General features: G+C 71.7%; 20 protein-coding genes. 7 read left to right on the forward strand and 13 right to left on the reverse strand.

The genetic code is table 11. The annotated features are described in order from the left end of the window. Positions 1-162 precede the first annotated feature (162 nt). From ACFCXS_RS30050 to ACFCXS_RS30060, 3 genes are all read right to left on the reverse strand, one after another. The gene (locus tag ACFCXS_RS30050; RefSeq protein WP_376646496.1) at positions 163-1,887 is read right to left on the reverse strand and encodes a BCCT family transporter; all 1,725 of its coding nucleotides are present in this window, start codon (positions 1,885-1,887) and stop codon (positions 163-165) included. Between the two features lie 82 nt (positions 1,888-1,969). Next, positions 1,970-3,244, reverse strand: coding sequence for a M14 family metallocarboxypeptidase (locus tag ACFCXS_RS30055; protein ID WP_376646497.1), 1,275 nt, complete (start codon positions 3,242-3,244; stop codon positions 1,970-1,972). Further along, positions 3,241-5,205 carry a Xaa-Pro dipeptidyl-peptidase gene (locus ACFCXS_RS30060; RefSeq protein WP_376646498.1) on the reverse strand — a complete coding sequence of 655 codons (1,965 nt, stop codon included), beginning with the start codon at positions 5,203-5,205 and terminating at the stop codon, positions 3,241-3,243. The genes ACFCXS_RS30055 and ACFCXS_RS30060 overlap by 4 nt, the downstream gene beginning before the upstream one ends. Positions 5,206-5,415: 210 nt before the next feature. Here ACFCXS_RS30060 and ACFCXS_RS30065 point away from each other — a divergent pair, with 210 nt between their 5' ends. Both ACFCXS_RS30065 and ACFCXS_RS30070 read left to right on the forward strand, forming a co-directional pair. Further along, positions 5,416-6,909, forward strand: a complete 1,494-nt coding sequence (locus tag ACFCXS_RS30065; protein ID WP_376646499.1) for a M1 family metallopeptidase — start codon at positions 5,416-5,418, stop codon at positions 6,907-6,909. Between the two features lie 274 nt (positions 6,910-7,183). After that, positions 7,184-8,071 (forward strand): arginase family protein, encoded by an 888-nt coding sequence (locus ACFCXS_RS30070; RefSeq protein ID WP_376646500.1) that lies wholly within the window; start codon positions 7,184-7,186, stop codon positions 8,069-8,071. 75 nt (positions 8,072-8,146) lie between these two features. On the opposite strand, the gene ACFCXS_RS30075 is transcribed toward ACFCXS_RS30070, so the two are convergent. After that, positions 8,147-9,613 (reverse strand): amino acid permease, encoded by a 1,467-nt coding sequence (locus tag ACFCXS_RS30075; RefSeq protein ID WP_376646501.1) that lies wholly within the window; start codon positions 9,611-9,613, stop codon positions 8,147-8,149. A gap of 230 nt (positions 9,614-9,843) precedes the next feature. Between ACFCXS_RS30075 and ACFCXS_RS30080 the strand changes: the two genes are divergently transcribed. Next, positions 9,844-10,566 (forward strand): MerR family transcriptional regulator, encoded by a 723-nt coding sequence (locus ACFCXS_RS30080; protein ID WP_376646502.1) that lies wholly within the window; start codon positions 9,844-9,846, stop codon positions 10,564-10,566. On the opposite strand, the gene ACFCXS_RS30085 is transcribed toward ACFCXS_RS30080, so the two are convergent. The 4 genes from ACFCXS_RS30085 to ACFCXS_RS30100 form a co-directional block, all read right to left on the reverse strand. After that, the gene (locus ACFCXS_RS30085) at positions 10,552-12,738 is read right to left on the reverse strand and encodes a 3-hydroxyacyl-CoA dehydrogenase NAD-binding domain-containing protein (protein ID WP_376646503.1); all 2,187 of its coding nucleotides are present in this window, start codon (positions 12,736-12,738) and stop codon (positions 10,552-10,554) included. The two genes, ACFCXS_RS30080 and ACFCXS_RS30085, sit on opposite strands and share 15 nt — an antisense overlap. A gap of 34 nt (positions 12,739-12,772) precedes the next feature. Continuing rightward, positions 12,773-13,987: an acetyl-CoA C-acetyltransferase gene (locus ACFCXS_RS30090; protein ID WP_376646504.1), complete on the reverse strand. Its 1,215-nt coding sequence runs from the start codon at positions 13,985-13,987 to the stop codon at positions 12,773-12,775. Positions 13,988-13,998: 11 nt separating this feature from the next. Continuing rightward, positions 13,999-15,144, reverse strand: a complete 1,146-nt coding sequence (locus ACFCXS_RS30095; RefSeq protein WP_376646505.1) for a CaiB/BaiF CoA transferase family protein — start codon at positions 15,142-15,144, stop codon at positions 13,999-14,001. Positions 15,145-15,254: 110 nt separating this feature from the next. Beyond that, entirely contained in the window at positions 15,255-15,635 is a 381-nt protein-coding gene (locus ACFCXS_RS30100) for an MmcQ/YjbR family DNA-binding protein (protein ID WP_376646506.1), read from the reverse strand. A 91-nt stretch (positions 15,636-15,726) separates the two neighbouring features. Here ACFCXS_RS30100 and ACFCXS_RS30105 point away from each other — a divergent pair, with 91 nt between their 5' ends. Continuing rightward, entirely contained in the window at positions 15,727-16,905 is a 1,179-nt protein-coding gene (locus tag ACFCXS_RS30105; protein WP_376646507.1) for a saccharopine dehydrogenase family protein, read from the forward strand. Between the two features lie 48 nt (positions 16,906-16,953). On the opposite strand, the gene mmpA is transcribed toward ACFCXS_RS30105, so the two are convergent. Next, the gene (mmpA, locus tag ACFCXS_RS30110) at positions 16,954-17,100 is read right to left on the reverse strand and encodes a morphogenic membrane protein MmpA (RefSeq protein ID WP_170320889.1); all 147 of its coding nucleotides are present in this window, start codon (positions 17,098-17,100) and stop codon (positions 16,954-16,956) included. A 180-nt stretch (positions 17,101-17,280) separates the two neighbouring features. Here mmpA and ACFCXS_RS30115 point away from each other — a divergent pair, with 180 nt between their 5' ends. After that, on the forward strand, positions 17,281-17,475 hold the full coding sequence (locus ACFCXS_RS30115) for a hypothetical protein (RefSeq protein WP_376646508.1): 195 nt from the start codon (positions 17,281-17,283) through the stop codon (positions 17,473-17,475). Here ACFCXS_RS30115 and ACFCXS_RS30120 read toward each other — a convergent pair. The 3 genes from ACFCXS_RS30120 to ACFCXS_RS30130 form a co-directional block, all read right to left on the reverse strand. Further along, positions 17,463-18,155, reverse strand: coding sequence for an endonuclease V (locus tag ACFCXS_RS30120; protein WP_376646509.1), 693 nt, complete (start codon positions 18,153-18,155; stop codon positions 17,463-17,465). The genes ACFCXS_RS30115 and ACFCXS_RS30120 overlap by 13 nt on opposite strands. A 75-nt stretch (positions 18,156-18,230) precedes the next feature. Continuing rightward, a complete protein-coding gene (locus tag ACFCXS_RS30125) occupies positions 18,231-18,554 on the reverse strand; it encodes a plasmid stabilization protein (RefSeq protein ID WP_376646510.1) in 324 nt (107 codons plus the stop codon). A 70-nt stretch (positions 18,555-18,624) separates the two neighbouring features. Beyond that, positions 18,625-19,719, reverse strand: coding sequence for a WD40/YVTN/BNR-like repeat-containing protein (locus tag ACFCXS_RS30130; protein WP_376646511.1), 1,095 nt, complete (start codon positions 19,717-19,719; stop codon positions 18,625-18,627). 257 nt (positions 19,720-19,976) lie between these two features. Between ACFCXS_RS30130 and ACFCXS_RS30135 the strand changes: the two genes are divergently transcribed. Then, complete coding sequence (locus tag ACFCXS_RS30135; protein WP_053674905.1) at positions 19,977-20,393, forward strand: SsgA family sporulation/cell division regulator; 417 nt, start codon at positions 19,977-19,979, stop codon at positions 20,391-20,393. A gap of 133 nt (positions 20,394-20,526) precedes the next feature. Here ACFCXS_RS30135 and ACFCXS_RS30140 read toward each other — a convergent pair whose 3' ends face one another. Then, positions 20,527-21,180, reverse strand: coding sequence for a GPP34 family phosphoprotein (locus ACFCXS_RS30140; RefSeq protein ID WP_376646512.1), 654 nt, complete (start codon positions 21,178-21,180; stop codon positions 20,527-20,529). Between the two features lie 310 nt (positions 21,181-21,490). On the opposite strand from ACFCXS_RS30140, the gene ACFCXS_RS30145 reads away from it, so the two are divergent. Beyond that, positions 21,491-23,116 carry an ABC-F family ATP-binding cassette domain-containing protein gene (locus tag ACFCXS_RS30145; protein WP_376646513.1) on the forward strand — a complete coding sequence of 542 codons (1,626 nt, stop codon included), beginning with the start codon at positions 21,491-21,493 and terminating at the stop codon, positions 23,114-23,116. The last annotated feature ends 151 nt before the right edge of the window (positions 23,117-23,267 follow it).

The following is a 23,267-nucleotide window of genomic DNA, read 5'->3' on the forward strand; positions in this document are numbered from 1 at the left end:
ACATGTTCAGACGAAGGCCGCTTCCGTGTACGGCGGACACCGAACCGAGTGATCAAGTACGACGCACCGTTCGACGGCGCACGTTAAAGCCCAAGCTAGTCGGCCGGTGAGACGCGGGGGCGGCCCGGGTTCGTGGAACCCGGGCCGCCCTTGCCGTGCGGATCAGTGCTTGCCGATCGGGTCTCCCTCCACGTCCGGCCCTCGGCCCGGTCCGACGCGGAACTCGAAGTCGCCGTCGTACTTCTTGTGGCCTTCCATGACTGCCATTTCGACGGCCTCGGAGCCCATCTGCTCGCGCACGATCACCGGGTCCCGGCGCAGGTCGCGCATGAGGGCGACACACATGAAGATCATCACTACGACGAACGGCGCGGCCGCGAGGATCGTGAGGTTCTGCAGACCCGTGAGCGCGTCGCCCTGGCCGCTGCCGACCAGCAGCATGATCGCGGCCACCGCGCCGGTGACCACGCCCCAGAACACGACGACGAAGCGGCCGGGTTCGAGCGCGCCCTTCTGCGACAGGGTGCCCATGACGATGGAGGCCGCGTCGGCGCCCGAGACGAAGAAGATGCCGACGAGGATCATCACCAGCAGGCTCGTGACGGTGGCGAGGGGGAACTGCTGGAGCACGCCGAAGAGCTGGCCCTCCGGGGTCGCCTCCTTGCCGAGCTGGCCATCCTCCTGCATCTTCATCGCCGAGCCACCGAAGATCGCGAACCAGATGAGGCTGACCGTGCTGGGCACGAGGATGACACCGCCGACGAACTGGCGGATGGTGCGGCCCCGGCTGATGCGGGCGATGAACATGCCGACGAACGGCGTCCAGGAGATCCACCACGCCCAGTAGAAGACCGTCCAGCTGCCCAGCCAGTCGGCGACGCCCTTGCCGCCGCTCGCCTCGGTCCGGCCGGCCAGCTGGGGCAGGTCGCCGAGGTAGGCGAAGACGGAGGTGGGCAGCAGGTCCAGGACGATGATGGTCGGGCCCGCCACGAACACGAACACGGCGAGGATCAGCGCCAGCACCATGTTGGTGTTGGACAGCCACTGGATGCCCTTCTCCACACCGGAGACCGCGGACGCGACGAAGGCCAGGGTCAGCACCGCGATGATCGTGACGAGCAGCCCGGTGCTCACCTTGTCCATCCACTTCAGCTCCTGCACACCGGAGCCGATCTGGAGCGCGCCCAGGCCCAGGGAGGCGGCTGAACCGAAGACCGTCGCGATGATCGCGAGGACGTCGATGGCCCGGCCGATGCCGCCGTTGGCGTTCTTCCTGCCGATGAGCGGGGTGAAGACGGCGCTGATGGTCTGCCGGCGGCGCCGGCGGAAGGTGCTGTAGGCGATGGCGAGACCCACCACCGCGTAGATCGCCCACGGGTGCAGCGTCCAGTGGAACAGGGTGGTGGCCATGGCCGTCTCCATGCGTTCGCCGGAGTCGGCCGGGTTCGTGCCCGGCGGGGGCGTGCCGTAGTGCGACAGCGGCTCGCTCACGCCGTAGAACATCAGGCCGATGCCCATGCCCGCGCTGAACATCATCGCGACCCACGACACGGTGCGGAACTCGGGCTCCTCACCCTCCGCGCCGAGGTGGATCCGGCCGTAGCGGCTGATCGCGAGCCAGAGGGCGAAGACGACGAAGCCGGAGGCCGCGAGCATGAACGCCCAGCCGCCGTTGTGCAGCAGGCCCCCGAGCAAGCTGGTGGAGACGCTTTCGAGCGAGTCGGTCGCCGTCGCGCCCCAGATCACGAAGGCGAGGGTGAGGGCCGCCGTGACGCCGAAGACGATGCGGTCGGTCTGCGGCCGGTCCTGACCGGGCAGGCCCGCTTCCGACCCCGGCAGCGTGGCTCCCTCCGGGGAGTCCTTGTCGCTTGGTCGTTCTTGCGTCACAGGCGGAACCTTTCATCGGGACAGAGGAGGATGTAGGCCCTCCGTAAACGCTGCTACCACGGGTGGCGTAATTTCACCCCTCTCAACATGAGGTTTCGTATGAACCTCCTGTCAGGTGGTACTCGGCCCGGTCGTCGAGCAGCAGCGGCACGAGCGCCCGCAGGGGCTGGCGCAGCGGGACGAGCACACCCTCGCCGTCCTTGCGCACCAGTACGCCGTGCAGGGCGAGTTCGTCGCCCACCTCGGCGTACTGGGCGGCGGTGAGCCGATAACCGCAGGGTGGGTTCGGGATGATTTCGTCCGGTTCGGGGGCCTCGTTGTCGGCGCCGCCGACGTAGACCGGTCCGGTGTCGGTGTAGCCCGCGAGCCGGGCCCGTGCCGTCGCCGCCCCGATGCGCGCGCGGCGCTGGTCGGCGTATCCGAACATGCCCTTGAGCGCGTCCAGTTGGGAGGTGACCCGGCGCCGGTTGTTGAGCGCCGAGTCCGCCTTCTCCGCCTCGGTGAGCGGATCGACGCGGCTCTCGATGAGCAGCCCGACGGAGTGCTTCACACCGGACATGTTGCGCAGAATGCGCTCCTGTCCGTCTCCGGCGACCTGCTTGACCGGCTCACCGGTTTCCGGGTCGGTCCAGATGCCGTAGGTGCCGGTCGAGTGGCCGGCCCGCTCGGCGGCGGGGCGGACGTACGCCTCGGACAAGGTCCGCGCCTCGTCGTGGACCGCCTCGTGGGTGTTGAGGTTGCGCGGCCACAGGTCGAAGAGGTCCTTGTCGTAGTACCGGGGTGTGGCGCCGTACTCGTGCAGGTCGTAGACGATGTCGGGGCGCTGGTCCCGGATGACGGCGGCCAGGGCGCGGCCCTCGGCGGTCTTCAGGGCGAGGTGGTCGCGGTTGATGTCGACTCCGTCGCTGTTGCCTCGCGTGTTCGCAGCCCGGCCGTCCGGGTTGGCGGTGGGCACCACCAGGACCGTGGTGCGGTCCAGGAAGCGCCGGGTGCGGCTGTCGCGGGCGTACGCGAGGTCGCGGAGGGTGGTCAGGCAGGCCTCACGGCCGGAGGGCTCGTCGCCGTGCTGACTGCAGACGAACAGGACCTTGCCGGGGCTCGTGCGGTTTCCGATCCGCACCAGCTGGAGCGGGCGGTCCTGCTTCGTCGTGCCGAAGCGGGTCATGGAGACGCGGCCGCTGGACCGGTCGACGGCCTCGAGGAAGTCCTGCTCCTCGGGCTGGGTGGTCCAGCGGGCGCCGTCCGACTGCTCGAAGCCGGTGCGGGGCGGGGTGTCGCCGGCCGCTTGTGCCGGTGCGGCGACCAGGGAGGCCGTGAGGGCGGCGGTGGCCGCTGTCAGGGCGCCTGCACGGATCACTGGCTCGCCTCCGGGACACGGTGGGTGGTGCGCGGCTCCCGAACGCCGTCCAGGACCGTGGCGTCGGGGGCGGCGGAGGCGGCGCCCGCGGTGGCGCGGGCGAAGGCGGCGGCTCCGCCGGTGAACGGGACGCGCGCCGAGGTGCGGGAGAGGTCGAGGGCGAGCTTCGGTTTGTCGGCGGGAGGGTCGATGAGGCCCTGGTCGGTGCCCGCGACGATCAGCGCCAGGCGGTGCCCCTTCGGGACGACATGGTCGGTCGCCGCGAGGTCGAGGGTGATCGTGTACCTCTTGCCCGGGGTGAGCGGGGAGCCCTTGTGGTCCGAGGCGTGGTTGCCGAGGTCCGCCCAGCCGCGGCTGACGACCGTGAAGCCGACGTCGGTGGTCTTGGCCTTCGTCTCCTTGAAGCAGGAGCTGTCGCCGGTCGTGCTCGCGCCCCAGCAGGCCCGGTCCGTGAGGGTGGCGATGCCTTCGCCGGCGTCCGCGTAGTCGCGGATCGTGGCCGGGCCGACGTCCACGAGGACGGCGGAGAGGTGGGCCGTCGAGGTGGAGGGCGTGGCGGTGACGGTGACCCGGGAGGAGCCGGCCAGGCGCAGGTCACGGGTGAGCGGTCCGGTGCTGAACCCGGCCTTGTCCGGTGTCGGCTCGTCGAGCCGGCCGGCCCAGTCGGTCTCGCCCCGCTGGGGGTCGTCGGTGAAGGTCTCGGTGCCGTGGCCGCGGTGCAGGCCGAGGGTGCCGACGCCGGCCCGGGTGCCCCGGTCGGGGCGCAGGGTGGCGGTGCGGGTGCCGCTCGGCGGCCAGGTCCGGGAGGTCTCCCACCGGTCGGGGGCGCGTTCGACGTCGGCCACGGGCTCGCGGTCGATGCCGTTGTCGTAGCCCATGAGTTCGTGGTCGAACCAGCGGTGCAGGGTGTCGACCCAGGCGCCCCGGCGGAAGTCGAAGGGGTCGACGTGGCCGGTCTGGGAGAGCCAGATCTTGCGCTCGACGCCGTGCTTCGCGAGGGCGTTCCACCACTGGCCGACGTGCTTCATGCGGACGTTGAGGTCCTGCATGCCGTGCACGAGGAAGACGCTGGCCTTGACCTTGCGCGCGGCCTTCACGTAGTCGCGCTCGGTCCACAGAGGGGTCCAGTCGCCGGTGCGCGGCGCGCCGTCGACGAGCTTCTGCTGGACGGCCTGGCACCTGGCGCGGGCGTCGGGGCTGTCGACGTAGTCCGACAGCCACTCGGGGCCCGAGTCGTAGAGCGGCGCGCCCTGCTGGAAGTAGTAGTCGTACCAGGAGGAGATGGCGCTGATCGGGACGATGGTCTTCAGGCCCCTGACGCCGGTGGCGGCGACGCCGTTGGCGATGGTGCCGTCCCAGCTCTTGCCGATCATGCCGGTGCGGCCGTTGGTCCAGCCGGCCTGGGCGCGGGTGGTGCCGGTGCGGCTCGTGTAGGCCTTGGCACGGCCGTTCAGCCAGTCGACGACGGCCTTCGCGGACCGGATGTCGGAGCGGCCGCCCACGTCGACGCAGCCGTCGGAGCGATTGGTTCCGGCCAGGTCCACGCCGACGAAGGCGTAGCCGCGCGGGACGAAGTAGTTGTCGTAGTACAGCGGCGTCTGGACGACGCGGCCCTGCGCGTCGTAGGTCTTCTTCTGGCTCTCGTTGCCGCGCCCGCAGCAGGAGTAGTACGGGCTGGCGTCCATGATGACCGGGACTTTGCGGCCCTGCCGGGCGGTTTCGCGGGGGCGGACGATGTCGACGGCGACCCGGTCGGTCTTCCCGTCGCGGTCGCCGTCGAGCCCGGTGTCCACCCAGACGGCCTCGCGGATGGCGTTCTCGTAGGAGTAGACGGGTTCGCTCCCGCGCGGGGCGGCCGGTGCGGCCTGTGCTGCCGCGGGGGTGAGCAAGGTCGCCAAGAGGGCGGCCGCGGCCGCCGTCGCGAGCGGTCTCCAGGTCGTGAAGCGCGTGCGTTTCGGCATGGGCCGGACGGTACATCGGTGAACTCCCGTTCAGAAGGGGGCAGCTGACGGACCGGCGTGTCCGGGACGGCCGTTCGGGGCGGGTGTCTCATGTCGGCCGAATGGCGTTCGTGTGACAGCAGGGGCCATGGACATGATCAGGGACACAGGAGTCAATAGGCTCCGGACAGAACCCGGAAGACCTCGGGACCCTATGACTTGGAGCCTCGCGTGCATCGCAGAATCATCGCGCCGGGAGCCCTGGCGGCGGCCGTTCTCCTGCTGGCGATCCCGGCATCGGCCGCCTCCTTCTCCCCCGGCGCGCCGGGTATCGGCGACCCCTACTACCCGGCCTACGGCAACGGCGGATACGACGTCTCCCACTACGACCTCCGCCTGAAGTACCAGCCGGCCACGGACGAGCTGGAGGGCACGGCGACGCTCGTGGCCCGCGCCACGCAGGACCTGACGAGCTTCGACCTGGACTTCCTGCTGGACGTCGGCGAGGTGCGGGTCAACGGGGCGAAGGCCTCGTTCCGGACCTCGGGCGAGCAGGAGCTGGAGATCACGCCGAGGACGCCGCTGGCCAAGGGTGCGCCCGTCACTGTCGTCGTGCGCTACCGCGGGGTGCCGTCGTCGAAGCAGGCCTTCGGCTTCACCAGCTGGCACCGCACCCCGGACGGCGGTGTCGCGGCGAACGAGCCCGAGGCGGCCGCGTGGTGGTTCCCGGCCAACGACCATCCGCTGGACAAGGCGACCTACGACGTGTCCGTGCTGGTCCCGGACGGTACGCAGGCCATCTCCAACGGCACGCTCCAGTCGACGAGTTCGAAGCTCGGCTGGACCCGCTGGAACTGGCGGTCCGACAAGCCGCAGGCCACGTACCTCGCCACGCTCGCGGTCGGGAAGTTCGACATCACGACCGGCACGACGGAGGGCGGCATCCCGGTCCTCAACGCCTACAGCAAGGATCTCGGGGCGAACGCCGGGGCGGCGCGGGCGAGCATCGAACGGACCGGGGAGATCGCGGACTGGCTCGCCGGGTACTTCGGGCCGTATCCCTACAGCGCGCTCGGCGGGTATGTGCCGAACACGGACACCGGGTACGCGCTGGAGACCCAGACCCGGCCGTTCTACAGCCCGCGGCAGTTCGCGAACGGGTCGAACGTGTCGGTCGTCGTCCATGAACTGGCCCACCAGTGGTACGGCGACGAGGTGTCGGTCAAGGGCTGGAAGGACATCTGGATCAACGAGGGCTTCGCCCGGTACGCGCAGTGGCTGTGGTCCGAGCACGAGGGCGAGGGCACCGCTCAGGAACTCGCCGACCACGTGTACACCTCGCATCCCGCAGACGACCCGTTCTGGACGGTGAAGCCCGGGGATCCCGGCCCGGAGAACCAGTTCGACATCGCGGTCTACGACCGTGGCGCACTGGCCGTCCAGGCGCTGCGCAACAAGATCGGTGACGAGGCGTTCTTCGCGATCCTCAAGGGCTGGCCGTCGAAGTACGCCCACGGCAACGCGTCGGTGGCGGACTTCCAGCGGTACGCGCAGGAGGTCTCGGGCAAGCCGCTGGCCGCGCTCTTCGACACGTGGCTGTTCCAGCCGTCGAAGCCGGGGGTGCCCGCGGCCCGGGCCGCGGCGGTGGCCGAGGGGGCGAAGGTCGTTCCGCAGCCCCGGTCGTGGAAGCGGATCGCGGCGACGAACGGGGTGCACGGGCACTGACGTCGTCGCGCAGGGGGCCCGGCGCGCCCCGGCCGGGGCGGCTCGCCGCGCCGGGGCGCCGGGACCTCGCCCCCGTCAGGAGGCACGGGCTGCCGGACCGGGCCCGGCGCGCCGTCGGGGCGTCGGGGCGTCGGGGCGTCGGGCGTAGAGGCTCGGAGCGTCCGCACCCTGCCCCGGCAGGAGGCGCCCGGCCTGCCGGACCGGGCCCGGCTCGTTACGGTGAGGCCATGCGCCGTGACGAGTGAGGCCGCGGCTGCCGACGAGGGAGCCTGCGTTGCGGAAATCGGCGATCATCGAGGCCCCGTCCGTGCTCGGGCTGCGCCCCACCGGTGTGGAGGATCTGCCGGCGGCGCTCCTCGGGGCGGGGCTGGCCGAGGGGCTGGGGGCGGTGCACGTGGGGCGGGTCGAGCCGCCCCCGTACGCCCCTGAGCGGGACCCGGACACCGGGATTCTGAACGCCGGTGGCATCGCCGCGTACTCCGCCGCGCTGGCCGGCGCCGTGGGCGACGTCCTCGACGACGGCCGGTTCCCCGTCGTGCTCGGCGGCGACTGCAGCGTGCTGCTCGGCACCCTGCTGGCGCTGCGCCGTCGCGACCGGCACGGTCTGCTCTTCCTGGACGGCCACACCGACTTCTACCAGCCCTCGGCCGAGCCGGCCGGCGAGGCGGCCTCCATGGAACTCGCACTGGCCACCGGGCGCGGCCCGCGCGTTCTGGCCGACCTGGAGGGCCGGGGCCCACTCGTGAGGGACGAGGACGTCGTCGCCCTGGGGTTCCGGGACGCGGAGGAGTCCGCGGCACACGGGATGCAGCCGCTGCCGCCCGCACTGCACGCGCTGGAACTGGACACCGTGCGCGCGCTGGGGGCGGCCGAGGCGGCCCGCCGCGCGGTCGGGCTGCTGAGCGGCGGCGGCGCGGACGCCGGGTACTGGGTCCATCTCGACGTCGACGTGCTGGACGACACGCTCATGCCCGCCGTCGACCACCGGCAGCCGGACGGCCTGACCTGGCAGGAGCTGGAGACCGCTCTGCGCACGGCCCTGGCCGGCGAGGGGGCCGTCGGACTCACCGTCACGATCTTCAACCCCCGCCTGGACCCCGACGGCACCCTCACGCGGCGCCTCACCGCCTGCCTGGCAGCGGCCTTCGACAGCCAGGGCTGACCCGGCGACCGGCCGGCTCCGCCTGTGCGGAGAAAGCGCCCGCAGGCGCCCGGTCCGTACGTCGGGCCCGTCCCGCTACTTCGTCACCTGTGACAGCTCCTGGTCGGCCGTCCGGGAGACCCTGCGGCGGACGCCGAACCAGCCGGCGACCAGCATGGCCGCGATCACCGGGACGAGCAGGAGGGTCTTGCGGCCGACCGCGGGGTCGTTCCACATCATGCCGAGGCAGGCCAGCAGGAAGACGATCGTGGCGATCTCCGTGACCGGGGTGCCCTTGAGACGGAACGAGGGGCGGCTGATCAGGCCCGCCTTGGCGCGGCGGACGAAGACCAGGTGACAGACCATGATGATCACCCAGGTGCTGATGATGCCGAGGGAGGCCACGTTCAGCACGATCTCGAAGGCCTGGGCCGGCACCAGGTAGTTCAGGCCGACGCCGAGCACGCACACCGCGCAGGTGAGCAGGATGCCGCCGTAGGGCACCTGGCTGCGGTTCATGCGGGCGGTGAACTTCGGCGCGGAGCCCGCCATCGCCATGGAGCGCAGGATGCGGCCCGTGGAGTACAGGCCGGAGTTGAGCGAGGACATGGCGGCCGTGAGGACCACCAGGTTCATCACGTCGCCCGCGGCCGGGACGCCGATCTTCGACAGCACCGTGACGAAGGGGCTCTGGTCGGCCGAGTAGACCGAACCCGGCAGCAGCAGTGCCAGCAGGACGACCGAGCCGACGTAGAAGAGGCCCACGCGCCACATGATCGAGTTCACCGCGCGGGGGACGATCTTCTCCGGCTCGGCGGTCTCGCCCGCGGCGACACCGACCAGCTCCAGCGCCGCGTACGCGAAGATCACGCCCTGCATGACGAGGACGACCGGCATCATGCCGTGCGGGAAGACACCGCCGTTGTCGGTGATGACGCTCAGGCCGGGCGTCCCACCGCCGACCTTCTGCTGCGTGGCGAGCAGGAAGATGCCGATGAGCATGAAGCCGACGAGCGTCGCGACCTTGATGATCGAGAACCAGAACTCCATCTCGCCGAAGATCTTCACCGAGATCAGGTTCACCACCAGGACCACCGCGAGGGCGACCAGCGCGAGCACCCACTGCGGGATGTCGGTGAACAGGCTCCAGTAGTGCGTGTAGAGCGCGATCGCCGTGATGTCGGCGATGCCGGTGGTCGACCAGTTCAGGAAGTACATCCACCCGGCGACGTACGCGCCCTTCTCACCGAGGAACTCGCGCGCGTAGGAGACGAAGGAGCCCGAGGAGGGGCGGTACAGCACGAGCTCGCCGAGGGCCTTGACCACGAAGAAGGCGAAGACGCCGCAGACCAGGTAGGCGATCGCCAGGGCCGGGCCGGCGTTGTGCAGGCGGCCGCCCGCCCCCAGGAAGAGCCCGGTGCCGATCGCGCCCCCGATGGCGATCATGTTGACGTGGCGGGGCTTGAGGTCCTTGCTGTAGCCGGCGTCGCCCGCGTCCGCGGGCACCTGGGCCGCGTCACTGGAGGATGCGGCTGCTGCCGTGTTCACGGCGTCCTTGCTCACGGTGGATCCACTCTCTGGTGCTCCCGAGCGGGTCGCGCTCGGCTTTCCGGACGTACATAAGGTCCGCGCCCTCGGTAAAGGCACGGACCAAGGGGCCACCTTCCCCCACGCTCCGCGGCTCACGCGGTGGCCTACGTCACAGAGCGCGACTTCTCACACCGGACCCCCCCTGACGTCCTGAAGACCTCCAGAGGTTTCACAGCACTGGTGAGACAGCGATACTGCTGCACATGACGACCGACGCCGAGGAGCCGACCCTCACGATCGACGAGCTGGCGGCCCGGGCCGGAGTCACCGTGCGCACGGTCCGCTTCTACGGCACGAAGGGGCTGCTGCCCCCGCCGGTGCTCGGGCCACGGCGGGTGGGGCACTACGGGCGCGAGCACCTGGCCCGGCTGGCGCTGATCGAGGAGTTGCAGCAGCAGGGCATGACGCTGGCCGGCATCGAGCGCTATCTGCGGCAACTGCCGCCGGACCTGAGCGCGCACGAACTGGCCGTCCACCGCGCGGTGGTGGCGTCCTGGGCGCCGGGCGCCGTCGAGACGGTGTCGCGCCGGGAGCTGGAGGGACGGGCCGGGCGGCCGCTGGGCGACGAGGACGTGGAGCGGCTCGTCGCGATGGGCGTGGTGCGGCCCGCGGACGAGCTGTGGGAGGCCGATCTGGGGCTGCTCCGGCTGGGGGCCGGGCTGTTGGACGTGCCGCTGTCGCCGGAGGCGATCTTCGCGGCGCGCAAGGTGCTCGTCGAGCAGGCGCGCGCCGCGGCCCGGGAGCTGTCCCAGCTCTTGCGCGGTGAGGTGGCGGAGCGTGACGCGCGGGACGTGCGGTCCCTGTCGGCTCACATGCACCCGCTGGTGGTGCAGGCGCTCCTCACCGCTTTTCAGCGGTCGCTGAGGGAAGAGCTGGGCGAGTGGCTCACCGGGCCGTCGGGCTCCGGCGGGTCAGCCGCGGGCTGAGTCGCTGAACCGCTCCCCCTTCTCCGCCTTCTCCACCAGCAGCGCGGGCGGGGCGAAGCGCTCCCCGTACTGCTCGGCGAGTTCACGCGCGCGTGCCACGAAGCCGGGCAGGCCTCCCTCGTAGCCGTTGATGTACTGGAGCACGCCGCCGGTCCAGCCCGGGAAGCCGATGCCGAAGATGGAGCCGATGTTGGCGTCGGCGACGGAGGTCAGCACGCCCTCCTCCAGCAGCCGGACGGTGTCCAGCGCCTCGGAGAACAGCATGCGCTCCTGCATGTCCCGGAACGGGATCTGATGTCCCGGCCTGGTGTAGTGCTCGCGCAGGCCGGGCCACAGGCCGGTGCGCTTGCCGTCGTCGCCGTAGTCGTAGAAGCCGCCGCCGCCGCTGCGGCCGGTGCGGCCGAACTCGTCGACCATGCGGTCGATGACGGCTTCGGCGGGGTGGGCCGTCCAGGTGCCGCCCGCCTCCTCGACCGCCCGCTTCGTCTCGGCCCGGATCTTGCGGGGCAGGGTCAGCGTCAGTTCGTCCATCAGGGACAGCACCTTGGCCGGGTAGCCGGCCTGGGCGGCGGCCTGCTCGACCGAGGCGGGCTCGATGCCCTCGCCGACCATGGCGACGCCCTCGTTGATGAAGTGGCCGATGACGCGGGAGGTGAAGAAGCCGCGCGAGTCGTTGACGACGATGGGCGTCTTGTTGATCTGCCGGACCAGGTCGAAGGCGCGGGCCAGGGCCTCCTCGCCGGTGCGCTCGCCCTTGATGATCTCGACGAGCGGCATCTTGTCGACGGGCGAGAAGAAGTGCAGGCCGATGAAGTCGCCCTGGCGCTCCACGCCTTCGGCGAGGGCGGTGATGGGCAGGGTGGAGGTGTTGGAGCACAGCAGCGCGTCCGGCTCCACGACGTGCTGGATCTCCTGGAACACCTTGTGCTTGAGGGAGGTGTCCTCGAAGACGGCCTCGATCACGGCGTCGCAGCCGGCCAGGTCCTGGACCTCGGCGGTCGGGGTGATGCGGGCGAGCAGCGCGTCGGCCTTCTCCTGGGACGTACGGCCCTTGGAGACGGCCTTGGCGCACAGCTTCTCGGAATAGCCCTTGCCCTTGAGGGCCGCCTCCAGGGAGACGTCCTTCAGCACGACGTCGATGCCGGCGCGGGCGCAGGAGTAGGCGATGCCGGCGCCCATCATGCCGGCGCCGAGCACGGCGGCCTTGCGGACCTTGCGGGGCTCGATGCCCTGGGGGCGGTTGACGCCGGAGTTGACGGCCTGGAGGTCGAAGAAGAAGGCCTGGATCATGTTCTTCGAGGTCTGGCCGGCCGCGAGGTCCACGAAGTAGCGGGCCTCGATGACCTGCGCGGTCTCGAAGTCGACCTGGGAGCCCTCGACGGCGGCGGCCAGGATGTTGCGCGGGGCCGGGTAGGGGGCGCCGTTCGTCTGCTTGCGCAGGCTGGCCGGGAAGGCGGGCAGGTTCGCGGCGAACTTGGGGTTCGACGGCGTGCCGCCCGGGATGCGGTAGCCCGGCTTGTCCCAGGGCTGCTGGGACTCGGGGTTGGCGTCGATGAAGGCGCGGGCCTTGGCGAGCATGTCCTCCTGGCTGTCGGCCACCTCGTCGACGAGGCCGTTGTCCAGGGCGCGGCGCGGGTTGTACTGGGTACCCTGGAGGAGCACCTTCAGCAGGGCGTCGGCGATGCCCAGCAGGCGGACTGTGCGGACGACGCCGCCGCCTCCGGGGAGCAGACCGAGGGTGACCTCGGGGCAGCCGATCTTGGAGCCGGGTGCGTCGAGGGCGACGCGGTGGTGGCAGGCGAGGGCGATCTCGTAACCGCCGCCGAGGGCCGCGCCGTTGAGGGCGGCGACGACGGGCTTGCCGAGGGTCTCGATGCGGCGCAGGTTCCGCTTGATGGCCATGCCGCCGTCGAACAGCTCCTGGGCCGTCTCGGGCGTGACGCGGATGAGGTCGCGGAGGTCTCCGCCGGCGAAGAAGGTCTTCTTGGCGGAGGTGATGATGACGCCCCGGATGGAGTCCTTCTCGGCCTCCAGACGGTCGGTGACGGCGGCCAGCGAGTCGCGGAACGCCTGGTTCATGGTGTTCGCGGACTGGTTCGGGTCGTCGATGACCAGGGTGACGAGGCCGGTGCGGTCCTGTTCCCAGCGGATGGTGGTGGACTCAGTGCTCATGTGGAGGTGCTCCGTGTGATCCGTCGGGAGGGGGTCAGATGCGCTCGACGATCGTGGCTACGCCCATGCCGCCGCCGACGCACAGCGTGGCGAGGCCGTAGCGCTTGTCCTGGCGCTCGAGTTCGTCGACGAGGGTGCCGAGGATCATCGCGCCGGTCGCGCCCAGGGGGTGGCCGAGGGCGATCGCGCCGCCGTTGACGTTGACCTTGTCCAGGGGCAGGCCCATGTCCCGCACGAAGCGCAGGACGACTGCCGCGAACGCCTCGTTGATCTCGACCAGGTCGATGTCGTCGATGGTCAGTCCGGCCTTGGAGAGGGCCTTGCGGGTGGCGGGGGCGGGGCCGGTGAGCATGATGGTCGGCTCGGAGCCGGACACCGCGGCGGAGACGATCCGCGCGCGAGGGGTGAGGCCGTAGCGCTCGCCGACCTCCTTGGAGCCGATCGCGACGAGCGAGGCGCCGTCGACGATGCCGGAGGAGTTGCCCGCGTGGTGGACGTGGTCGATCTTCTCCACCCAGTGGTACTGCTGGAGGGCCACGGCGTCGAAGCCGCCGAGTTCGCCGATGTCGGCGAAGGACGGCTTCAGCTTGGCGAGGGAGTCGGCGGTGGTTCCGGGGCGGGGGAACTCGTCGTGGTCGAGGACGACGAGGCCGCTGCGGTCCTTGACCGGGACGACGGACCGCTCGAAGCGGCCGTCCTTCATCGCGGTGGCGGCCCGCTCCTGGGAGAGGGCCGCGTACTCGTCGACGTCGCGCCGGGAGAAGCCCTCGACGGTGGCGATGAGGTCGGCGCCGATGCCCTGCGGCACGAAGTTGACCTCGAGGTTGGTCATCGGGTCGTTGAACCAGGCCCCGCCGTCGGAGGCCATCGGCACCCGGGACATCGACTCGACGCCGCCCGCGAGGACGAGGTCCTCCCAACCGGAACGCACCTTGGCCGCCGCCAGGTTGACGGCCTCCAGGCCCGAGGCACAGAAGCGGTTCTCCTGCACACCGGCGACCGTGTCGGGCAGGCCCGCGGCGATGGCGGCGATCCGGGCGATGTCGGAGCCCTGGTCGCCGACCGGGCCGACGACGCCGAGGACGATGTCGTCGACGGCGGCCGGGTCGAGGTCCGGGAACCGGGCGCGGATCTCGTGGATGAGTCCGACGACCAGGTCGATGGGCTTGGTGCCGTGCAGGGCGCCGCCTGCCTTGCCGCGGCCGCGCGGGGTGCGGATCGCGTCGTACACATACGCTTCGGTGCTCACGAGGAGGCCTTTCACTGAGGGTTTCGGGACGACGGGAGGAGCCCGGGGACGTCCCAGTCCCGGGCGACGTCCGCCGTGTCGGCGCCCGGCCGCGCCGGGCCGGTGCGGACGGAGGTCGGGGTCGCGGAGAAGCGGGGGGCCGGGGCGGGCTGGGTGATGCCGCCGTGGTCGGTGAAGGTGCCGCGGGCGGCCAGGTGCGGGTGGTGCGGCGCCTCGCGCAGCGACAGCACGGGCGCCACGCAGGCGTCGGAGCCGTCGAAGACGGCCGTCCACTCGTCCCTCGTCCGCGCTTTGAAGCGGACGGCGATCTCCTCGCGCAGTTCGTCCCAGCGGGTGACGTCCTTGCGCGCTTCGGCTCGGTCGTCGATGCCGAGAAGGCTCAGGAATTCGGCGTAGAACTGCGGTTCCAGGGCGCCGACGGCCATGTACCGGCCGTCGGCCGTCTCATAGGTCCCGTAGTAGGGGCAGCCGCCGTCCAGGAGGTTGGCACCCCGGCGGTCCTGCCAGCCCCCGGCGGCGAGCATGCCGTGGATCATGGTGGTGAGGTGGGCGGTCCCGTCGACGATGGCGGCGTCGACGACCTGGCCGGTGCCGGTCGCGCGGGCGTGGTGGAGGGCCGCGAGGACGCCGACGACGAGGTAGAGGGAGCCGCCCGCGTAGTCGCCGAGCAGATTGGCGGGGGCCGGCGGCGCCTCCTGCGGCCTGCCGATCATGCCGAGGGTGCCGGTGGGGGCGATGTACGCGATGTCGTGCCCGGAGCGACGGGCGAGCGGGCCGTCCTGGCCCCAGCCCGTCATCCGGCCGTAGGTGAGACGCGGGTTGCGGGCGAGGCAGGGCTCGGGGCCCACGCCGAGGCGTTCGGCGACGCCGGGGCGGTAGCCCTCGACCAGGACGTCGGCGCGGGCCGCGAGGTCGAGCACCTGTTCCCGGCCGTCGGGTGACTTCAGGTCGACGATCACCGAGCGCTTGTTGCGGTTGGTGACGTCGTACGCCGGGTCGATCCCGAGTCCGGGGCCGCCCGGGCGGTCCACGCGCACGACGTCGGCACCGAGGTCGGCCAGGAGCATGGCGGCGAACGGGCCGGGCCCGATGCCCGCCAGCTCGACGACGCGCACGCCGGTGAGCGGGCCGTGTCCTGGCGTCCCTGCCGTGGTCATCCAGCCCCCAGTGCTGTGACACATCTGATGTAACACCAGTGATGCTAAGAACGTGTTCCACTCGGCACAAGACCCGAACGAGCAAGCGCTCAGCAATCTGCCGGACGAGGTCAGGCCCCGTCCAGCACCACTATCAGCCGCTTGGGCGCGACGGCCCGGTAGCTGTCCTCCACCCAGTCGCAGAGCACCTCCGCGGCCGGGGCACCCTGCGGCTCCAGGGGGACACTCACCCAGCCCGCCTTGCCCAGGCCGTACCCGGCGGGCCCGGCGCCGGGGCAGGCCAGCGCGTGCGCGTGCGCCGTCTCGTCCGTGAGCTTCACCGTCACCCCCAGGGGGTAACTGCCGTCGTCGACCCCGAGGAAGACGAACACCTTCTTGTTGACCTTGGCGACGGACTCGCCCCAGGGGAACTCCTCGACGGCGTCCGGCAGCCCCAGTGCGAACGCGCGCACTTTCTCCCACTTCTTCAGGGCATTCCTGGGCACGGCCATCGTCGTCCTCCGGGCTCGTCGTCGGGCTCCGCACTCCTCACGCTAGCCTCGGCCACCGACAGCGGCACGGGCTGCACGACCGAGGGGTGTCATGAGCAGGCAAAGCGGGACGGACCGTCCGTACGACATCGTGCTCTTCGGAGCGACCAGTTTCGCCGGGGCGCTCACCGCGGAGTACCTGGCCGCCCACGGGCCCGAGGGGCTGCGCTGGGCGATCGCGGGCCGCAGCGCGCAGAAGCTGGAGCGGCTGCGGGAGCGGCTGCCCGCCGACGCGGAGATCGGGGTACTGCGGGCGGACGTCTCCGACCCGGCCTCGCTGCGCGACCTCGCCGCTCAGGCACGCGTGGTGGCCACGACCGTCGGCCCGTACGTGACGTACGGCGAGGAACTCGTCGCCGCCTGCGCCGACGCCGGGACCGACTACCTGGACCTGTGCGGCGAGCCCGAGTTCGTGGACCTGATGTACGTCCGGCACGACGCACGTGCCCGGGAGACCGGGGCACGGCTGGTGCACGCCGCCGGGTTCGACTCCGTCCCCCACGACCTGGGCGTGTACTTCACCGTGCAGCAGTTGCCCGAGGACGTGCCGCTGACCGTGGAGGGCTTCGTCACCGCTGACGCGGCCTTCTCCGGCGGCACCTTCGCCTCCGCGCTGGGCCAGTTCGCACGGCAGCGGCAGATGGCGGCGGCCGCACGGGACCGGCGGCGGCACGAGCCGCGACTGGTGGGCCGGCGGGCGTCGGCGCCGCTCGGCGGGCCGCGGTTCGCCAAGGAGGTCGGCGCGTGGGCACTGCCGATGCCGACCATCGACCCGCAGATCGTGCGGCGCTCCGCGTCGGCCCTCGAACGGTACGGGCCCGACTTCCGCTACCGGCAGTACGCGGCCGTCCGGCGTCTGCCCGTCGCCGTGGGCGGGGTCGCGGCGGTCGGCACGCTGGTCGCGGCGGCTCAGGTGCCGCCCGCGCGGCGCTGGTTGTCGGACCGGCTCAAGCCCGGGGACGGGCCGAGCCCCGAGAAGCGGGCGAAGAGCTGGTTCTCCGTGCGCTTCGTGGGCGAAGGCGGCGGCTCGCGGGTGTACACGGAGGTCTCGGGCGGCGATCCCGGCTACGACGAGACGGCCAAGATGTTCGCCGAGTCGGCGCTGTGCCTGGCCTTCGACGAGCTTCCGAAGACGACGGGTCAGGTCACCACTGCGGTGGCGATGGGCGACGCGCTGATCGGCCGGCTGCGCGCGGCGGGCATCCGCTTCCGTGTCGCGGCGGCCCGTTGAGGGCCTATCGAGGACCCGCTGAGGGCCTACTGAGGGTCCGCCGGTGGCCTACAGCGGCCACTCGGCGAGCGTGTAGATCATCCCGGCGATCCAGCCGAGCCCGGCCAGGACGGCGAGGATCAGCCCTATGGTGACGGCCCGCTCGACGGTCTGGGTCGGGGCGGCAACAGGCTTGGGCGCGCGGTGCGTTGTCATGCGCCCCAGCCTGTCGGCGCTGCCGCCGCCGGGCATCCGTACGGGTACTCAGGGCCGGTACTCAGATGTGCTCGCCCGGCCCGGCCCGCGCCTCTCCTGCCACTTGAGGCTTTTCGGCGTTCCGCCTGCGCAGACGGCTCGGAAAGTGCCAAGAAGGAGTTCAATGAAACCCTTGAAGGCATGAGATTCCTTCTGGAAGTTTCCCTGGACGACGCGGCGTTGACGAAGGACCCGGCGGGCGAACTGGGCCGGATCCTCAGGTACTGGGCCGGCAATCTGCGCCACTACGAGCTCGCCCCCGGGGACGAGTCGGCGATCTACGACTCGGAGTACCGCGAGGTGGGCCGCTGGCGGGTGGACGGTCAGGCCGAGTAGGTCTTCCTGATTGCCTCGCGGCACAGCGCGTCCGCCCGGCGGGTGGTCTCCGGGAGGCGGTAGGCGGGGGTCAGCGCGAGGGTGTGCGCGCAGGCGTCGTCCAGTGTCACCCGGTGGCCCACGGAGACGAAGACAGGCTTGACGCCGTCCCGGGTGCGCAGGACCCGGCCGACCTCCTCGCAGCCCGCGAGCAGCGGGGCAGTACTGCCGCGCGGGGTGTCCGGGTCGTCGTAGGAGAAGGCGAACGGGTTCTTCGCGACGCCGATCGTGGGCAGGCCGGTCAGGACGCCGAGGTGGCTGGCCAGGCCGAAGCGCCGGGGGTGGGCGAGGCCGTAGCCGTCGCAGACGACCAGGCCGGGCGCACAGGGCAGTGCCTCCAGGGCGGCGAGAACCGTGGGGATCTCGCGGAAGGCGAGCAGCCCGGGCACGTAGGGGAAGGAGACCCGGCCCACCGCGGTGGCCTCCGCGACGACGTCGAGGCTCGACGCGTCCAGGACGACCGCCGCCGCCGCGACGACGTCCCGTTCGTCGTCGTACGCGACGTCCACCCCCGTCACATGGCCTGTCCGGGGCGGCGGTCCCGGTTCGTCGAGGATCACACGGGCGCGCAGCGCGTCCTGGACGGCACGGGCCTGTTCCTCGGTGGCGGGCCAGTCCTCGGGGATGCGTACGGTCGTCATGATGGCCCCGAGCCTACGGGCCGCGCCGAGGCCGGCGGGACGGTACGGTCCCGCCGGCCTCGGAAGGCGTGCGCCCTACTTGCCCAGCGCGCGCTGCAGCTGGCTCTTGTTCATGTGGGAACGGCCCTCGACGCCCTTGCGTTTGGCCTCCTGGTACAGCTGGTCGTACGTGGGCCCCTGGGAGCCCTGTCCCGACCGCTGACCGCCCCGCTTGCCGGAGGACATGTCCTTGGTGGACGTGCGGCTGGCGGTCTTGGACTCGCCGGACCGGGCGCGTTCCTTGTTCACCGTCCGCGCGGCGATCTCCTCGGCGCGGCCGGTGCTCTCGCCCCGGTCCTTCGCACTTTCCTTGATGTGCTCGTACTGGCGCTCCCGCTTGGGGCTCGAGCCGCGTGGCATGCCCGCTCACTTCCTTTCCCGATCAGTGAACGAGTACCCACACTGCCAACGATCAGGGCACCCCGCATTCTCAGTGCTCCAGGCGGGCAACCCGGCCCTTCTCGCCGGCGGCCCAGCAGCCGTGGTCCGGGGCGCAGTCGACGGTGTCGTAGGAGCCCGTGTCCACGGTCCGCCAGGTCCGGCCGGCGTCCGTGGTGAGATCGGTGCCGGTCGGGCCGACGGCGAGGGCGGCGGTGCGGCTGTGCGGGAGCCAGACGACGCCGGAGCGGTAGGCGGGCGGGGGTGCGGCGGCCGGGAGCCAGGTGCGTCCGCCGTCGAAGGAACGGGCGGCGGCCTGGGGTGAGGGCTGGTCGGGACGGAAGTCGCCGCCGACTGCGAGACCGTGGGTGCGGTCGCGGAAGGCGAGCGCGAAGACGCCCCGGGCGGGGTCGCCCGCCGGGAGGGGCGAGTCGGTGGCCGTCCAGGTGCGTCCGCGGTCGGCGGAGTGCAGGACCCGGGCGCGTGCCGCCCCGCCGGTGGCCAGCCAGACGTCCCTCGTCCCGGACGTCACCAGGCACTGGCCGCTCGCCGCGAACCCGGCCTCGCCCTCCTGCGCGGCCGGCATCCCCCGGTCCGGCAGCACCTTCCAGGTACGGCCGCCGTCACCGGTCGACAGGATGCGGAACCTCCCGTCGACCGGGTCGCTCATCGCCAGACCGTGACGGCGGTCGAAGAAGGCGAGACAGTCGTAGAACGCCTTGGGGTCGGGGTTGCGGAAGGACTCCGTCCAGGTCGCGCCGCCGTCCTCGGTGCGGTAGACCCGGGACGTCTTTCCCTCACCGATGGCCAGCACCACGGCCCGGCGGGCGTCGAACGCCTCGACGTCCCGGAACTGCAACTCCCCCGCGCCGGGCGGCGACACGTTCCGCCAGCTCCTCCCGCCGTCGGTGGTGCGCAGAACCGTGCCGCCGGTGCCGGCGACCCAGGCGGTGTTCCGGCTGACGGCGGCCAGACCCCGCAAGCGTGCCTGCGGGGTGCCGGTGTCCTTGAGTTCCCAGTGCGGCGGCCGGTGCTCAGGCTCGTGCGCCTGCGCCGGTACGGCGGTCAGGGCCGCCAGTGCCGCCGCGCAGGCCGCCATCGCGGTCGCCCTGCCCGGTGTTCGTCCCGTCCGTCGCGTGCTCCCCATGCGCCTCATGGCGGGGGAAGCTAGCCCACCGCCCGGGTGCCGTCCAGATGGCCTCGCGGGTGCCGCGGAAGGTGCGGTGGGAGCCACAACTGCCTTGGGAGGCACACAAGGAGAGTCACGTCACTCTGGTGCATGAACGCGGTGACAGAGGTCACTCGCAATTCGTGTGCACGGATTGGCTGATTCCGTCGTCTCTTCCAGTGCCCGGCCTCATCCGCCCGGAAGTGTCCGTCCAGCCGTCACAAGGGAGCAAGGCGTTGTCCATCGTCATCGAGCAGCCCGTGGAGGCCCGCCTCGTCGCCGCCGCGCCGCGTATGCCGAGCATTCCCGCGACGCTGCACTACGACCGGCGTGACCCTTTCGCGGTCCGCATGACCTTCCCCGCCCCGGCCACGCTGGAGGGCGTCGAGGTCTGCTGGACCTTCTCCCGCGAGCTGCTCGCCGCGGGCCAGAAGAGCGCCGAGGGGCACGGCGACGTGCGCGTGCGCCCCTACGGCTACGACCGCACGGTGCTGGAGTTCCACGCCCCCGAGGGCACGGCCGTGGTCCATGTCCGCTCCAGCGAGATCCGCCGGTTCCTCGAGGCCACGAGCGAACTCGTGCCGGTCGGTCTGGAGCACCTCCAGCTGGATCTGGACCACGGCCTCGCGGAGCTGATGCGGGACGCGTGCTGAGCTGACGGGCGCATGCCGGCCGGCGCCGGCTGTTCCGTCGCGGCCGACCGTCGCGGCCGACTGTCACGCCACCGGCCACCGGGCACCGGGCACCGGGCACCGGGCACCGGGCACCGGGCACCGGGCACCGGGGTCATCCTGGGGCTGCCGCCTGATGAGGTGGCCTCCCCGCGGTGACCGCCGCCGTCACCTCGCGGACGACGCTCCCCAGTCCGCGCGTCGCCGCTCCGGCCCGTTCGGTCAGTGCACGGGTGCGATGTGCGGGGGTGCCGTCTCCGAAGAGGCCCGCGGCGGCGGCGAGGGCGGCGACCGCCGCGTCGCGCTCGGAGATCCCGGCGGCGGGCAGCGGCCCCTGAAGCACCTGCCGAGTCTCCTCCCGCAGCGCCGCCACGACGGGCGCACGCCCCAGCGCGTACTCCACGGACGGGAACACCCCGAGCACCCGACGCTTCTCCGCCCGCAGGTACCCCTCGGCCACCAGCTGCTCCCGCACGGCGTCGGAGGTCACCCGCGCCCGCAGTGTCACCCAGGTCCGCCAGGCGTGAGGGCGCGACTCTCGGACGAGGTCCAGCAGCCCGTCGAGGACCGGGTCGCCCGTGTTCGCGTCAAGGTCCACCGGCGTGGCGATACCGCCCACGTCGGTCAGCAGCCCGCGCTGGGCCAGCTCGACCAGGGCACCGGCCCGCACCGGGCCGGGTCGCAGGGCGGTGCGGTCGGCCGCGGGGCGCGCGGCGTCCCAGGCCAGCAGGCAGAGCCGGGCCGGCAGCGAGAGCGGGCCGTGCGGCACAGGAGGCCTCCTCGGAGCGGGAAGATCGGGTCGCACGTTAATGCGTTGACAGGTCCCCAGGGCCTTCGTAGCGTGTACAGCGTCCTGTTGCCGCCGATTGGAGAAGGACGTTGCTCGTCTGAGGTCCTGAGACACCGCGTCACACCCCTCTGTGGTGTGCGCTGCGTGCGACCTCGGCGTTCGAGCCGTCCTCCCGGTGCAGGGCATTCCTCATGTCCGTGACGTGCCCACGGAGCCTCCTTCCCCTGGTCGCAGGTGTCTCGACACGCGTTTGCCCCTGACCGCTTCGAGCAACCGCGAATGAGGCCCCATGCCCACTTCCATCACCGTCACCTCCCTTGCGTTCACCTGGCCCGACGGCAGTCCCGTCTTCGAGGGCCTGGGCGTCGCGTTCGGCCCCGGCCGGACCGGCCTGGTCGGCGTCAACGGGTCCGGAAAATCCACCCTGCTGAAGCTGATCGCCGGTGAACTCGCACCCGCCGACGGCACCGTCCGGGTGGCCGGTGAGGTCGGCTACCTGCCGCAGAACGTCACGCTCGACACCGCCCTGCGTGTCGACGAGGTCCTCGGCATCGCCGCTCAGCGCGCCGCCCTGCACGCCATCGAGTCGGGCGACGTCTCCGAGGCGCATTTCGAGACCGTCGGCGACGACTGGGACGTCGAGGAGCGAGCCCTCGCCACCCTGGGCGAACTCGGCCTCGGGCACGTCCAGTTGGACCGCACCATCGGCGAGGTGTCCGGCGGCGAGTCGGTCCTGCTGCGGCTGGCCGCACTGCTGCTGAGCCGGCCCGACGTGCTGCTGCTGGACGAGCCGACCAACAACCTCGACCTGTACGCCCGTCGGCGGCTGTACGCGGCCGTGCAGTCCTGGCCGGGCGTGATGGTCGTCGTCAGCCACGACCGCGAACTGCTGGACCTCGTCGACCAGATCGCCGATCTGCGCTCCGGAGAGATCACCTGGTACGGCGGCAACTACTCCGACTACGAGGAGGCACTGGAGATCGAGCAGGAGGCGGCGGAGCGCATGGTGCGCGTCGCCGAGTCCGACTTCCGCAAACAGAAGCGCGAACTGGCCGACGCCCAGGTCAAACTGGCCCGGCGCAAGCGGTACGGGCAGAAGATGTGGGACCAGAAGCGTGAGCCGAAGATCGTCATGGGGGCGCGCAAGCGCGCGGCGCAGGAGTCCGCGGGCAAGCACCGCATCATGCACGAGGAGCGGCTCACCGAGGCCAGGGAACGGCTCGACGAGGCGGTGGAGGCCGTACGGGACGACGACGAGATCCGTGTCGACCTGCCGTACACGGCCGTGCCGCCGGGGCGGACCGTGCTCACCCTCCAGGATCTCGGGCTGCGCTACGGCGCCCGGGTGAAGGGCGGTTTCGACCTGCGCGGGCCCGAGCGGGTCGCGCTGATCGGGCGCAACGGCGCGGGCAAGACCACGCTGCTGCGCACGATCACCGGCGAGCTCGCCCCGGAGTCGGGCGAGGTGCACACGCACGTCCCGCTGCGGTTCCTGCCGCAGCGGCTCGACGTCCTCGACGGGGAGCTGTCCGTCGCCGAGAACGTGGCCCGGTACGCGCCGGACGCCACCAACAACCGGATCCGGGCGCGGCTGGCGCGCTTCCTGTTCCGGGGCGCCCGCGCCGATCAGAAGGCGTCGACGCTGTCCGGCGGCGAACGCTTCCGGGCCGCGCTGGCCGCGCTGATGCTGGCCGAGCCCGCGCCGCAGCTGCTCATGCTGGACGAGCCGACCAACAACCTGGACATGGCGAGCGTCCGGCAGCTCACCACGGCCCTGGAGTCGTACGAGGGGGCGCTGGTCGTGGCCAGCCACGACCTGCCGTTCCTGGAATCGATCGGCATCACGCGCTGGCTGCTGCTGGAGGAAGGAGAACTGAGGGAAACCACGCCGGAGGCTGTCGGGATTTCCTCCTAGCGCCGGTGGCATGACCGGCTTCCCGCAATTCCTGGCTCGTCCGCAACCGGACGCCCGGCTTCGAGCGGCCGCGCGCGGACAACCCGGAGGATGTCGTCCCCGCGATCGTCGTCGGTCAGCGGCAGTTGCCGGTGGCTGAAGGCCTGTCACC

The sequence above is a fragment of the Streptomyces sp. NPDC056373 genome, from assembly GCF_042262425.1.
GTDB lineage: Bacteria > Actinomycetota > Actinomycetes > Streptomycetales > Streptomycetaceae > Streptomyces.

Excerpts from the sequence above, each read along its gene's own strand:
- mmpA (WP_170320889.1), bottom strand. The coding sequence starts at position 17,100 with ATGACAACGCACCGCGCGCCCAAGCCTGTTGCCGCCCCGACCCAGACC.
- ACFCXS_RS30125 (WP_376646510.1), bottom strand. The coding sequence starts at position 18,554 with ATGCCACGCGGCTCGAGCCCCAAGCGGGAGCGCCAGTACGAGCACATC.
- ACFCXS_RS30105 (WP_376646507.1), top strand. The coding sequence starts at position 15,727 with ATGAGCAGGCAAAGCGGGACGGACCGTCCGTACGACATCGTGCTCTTC.
- ACFCXS_RS30060 (WP_376646498.1), bottom strand. The coding sequence starts at position 5,205 with ATGCCGAAACGCACGCGCTTCACGACCTGGAGACCGCTCGCGACGGCG.
- ACFCXS_RS30145 (WP_376646513.1), top strand. The coding sequence starts at position 21,491 with ATGCCCACTTCCATCACCGTCACCTCCCTTGCGTTCACCTGGCCCGAC.
- ACFCXS_RS30085 (WP_376646503.1), bottom strand. The coding sequence starts at position 12,738 with ATGAGCACTGAGTCCACCACCATCCGCTGGGAACAGGACCGCACCGGC.
- ACFCXS_RS30130 (WP_376646511.1), bottom strand. The coding sequence starts at position 19,719 with ATGGGGAGCACGCGACGGACGGGACGAACACCGGGCAGGGCGACCGCG.
- ACFCXS_RS30095 (WP_376646505.1), bottom strand. The coding sequence starts at position 15,144 with ATGACCACGGCAGGGACGCCAGGACACGGCCCGCTCACCGGCGTGCGC.
- ACFCXS_RS30080 (WP_376646502.1), top strand. The coding sequence starts at position 9,844 with ATGACGACCGACGCCGAGGAGCCGACCCTCACGATCGACGAGCTGGCG.
- ACFCXS_RS30100 (WP_376646506.1), bottom strand. The coding sequence starts at position 15,635 with ATGGCCGTGCCCAGGAATGCCCTGAAGAAGTGGGAGAAAGTGCGCGCG.
- ACFCXS_RS30115 (WP_376646508.1), top strand. The coding sequence starts at position 17,281 with ATGAGATTCCTTCTGGAAGTTTCCCTGGACGACGCGGCGTTGACGAAG.
- ACFCXS_RS30120 (WP_376646509.1), bottom strand. The coding sequence starts at position 18,155 with ATGACGACCGTACGCATCCCCGAGGACTGGCCCGCCACCGAGGAACAG.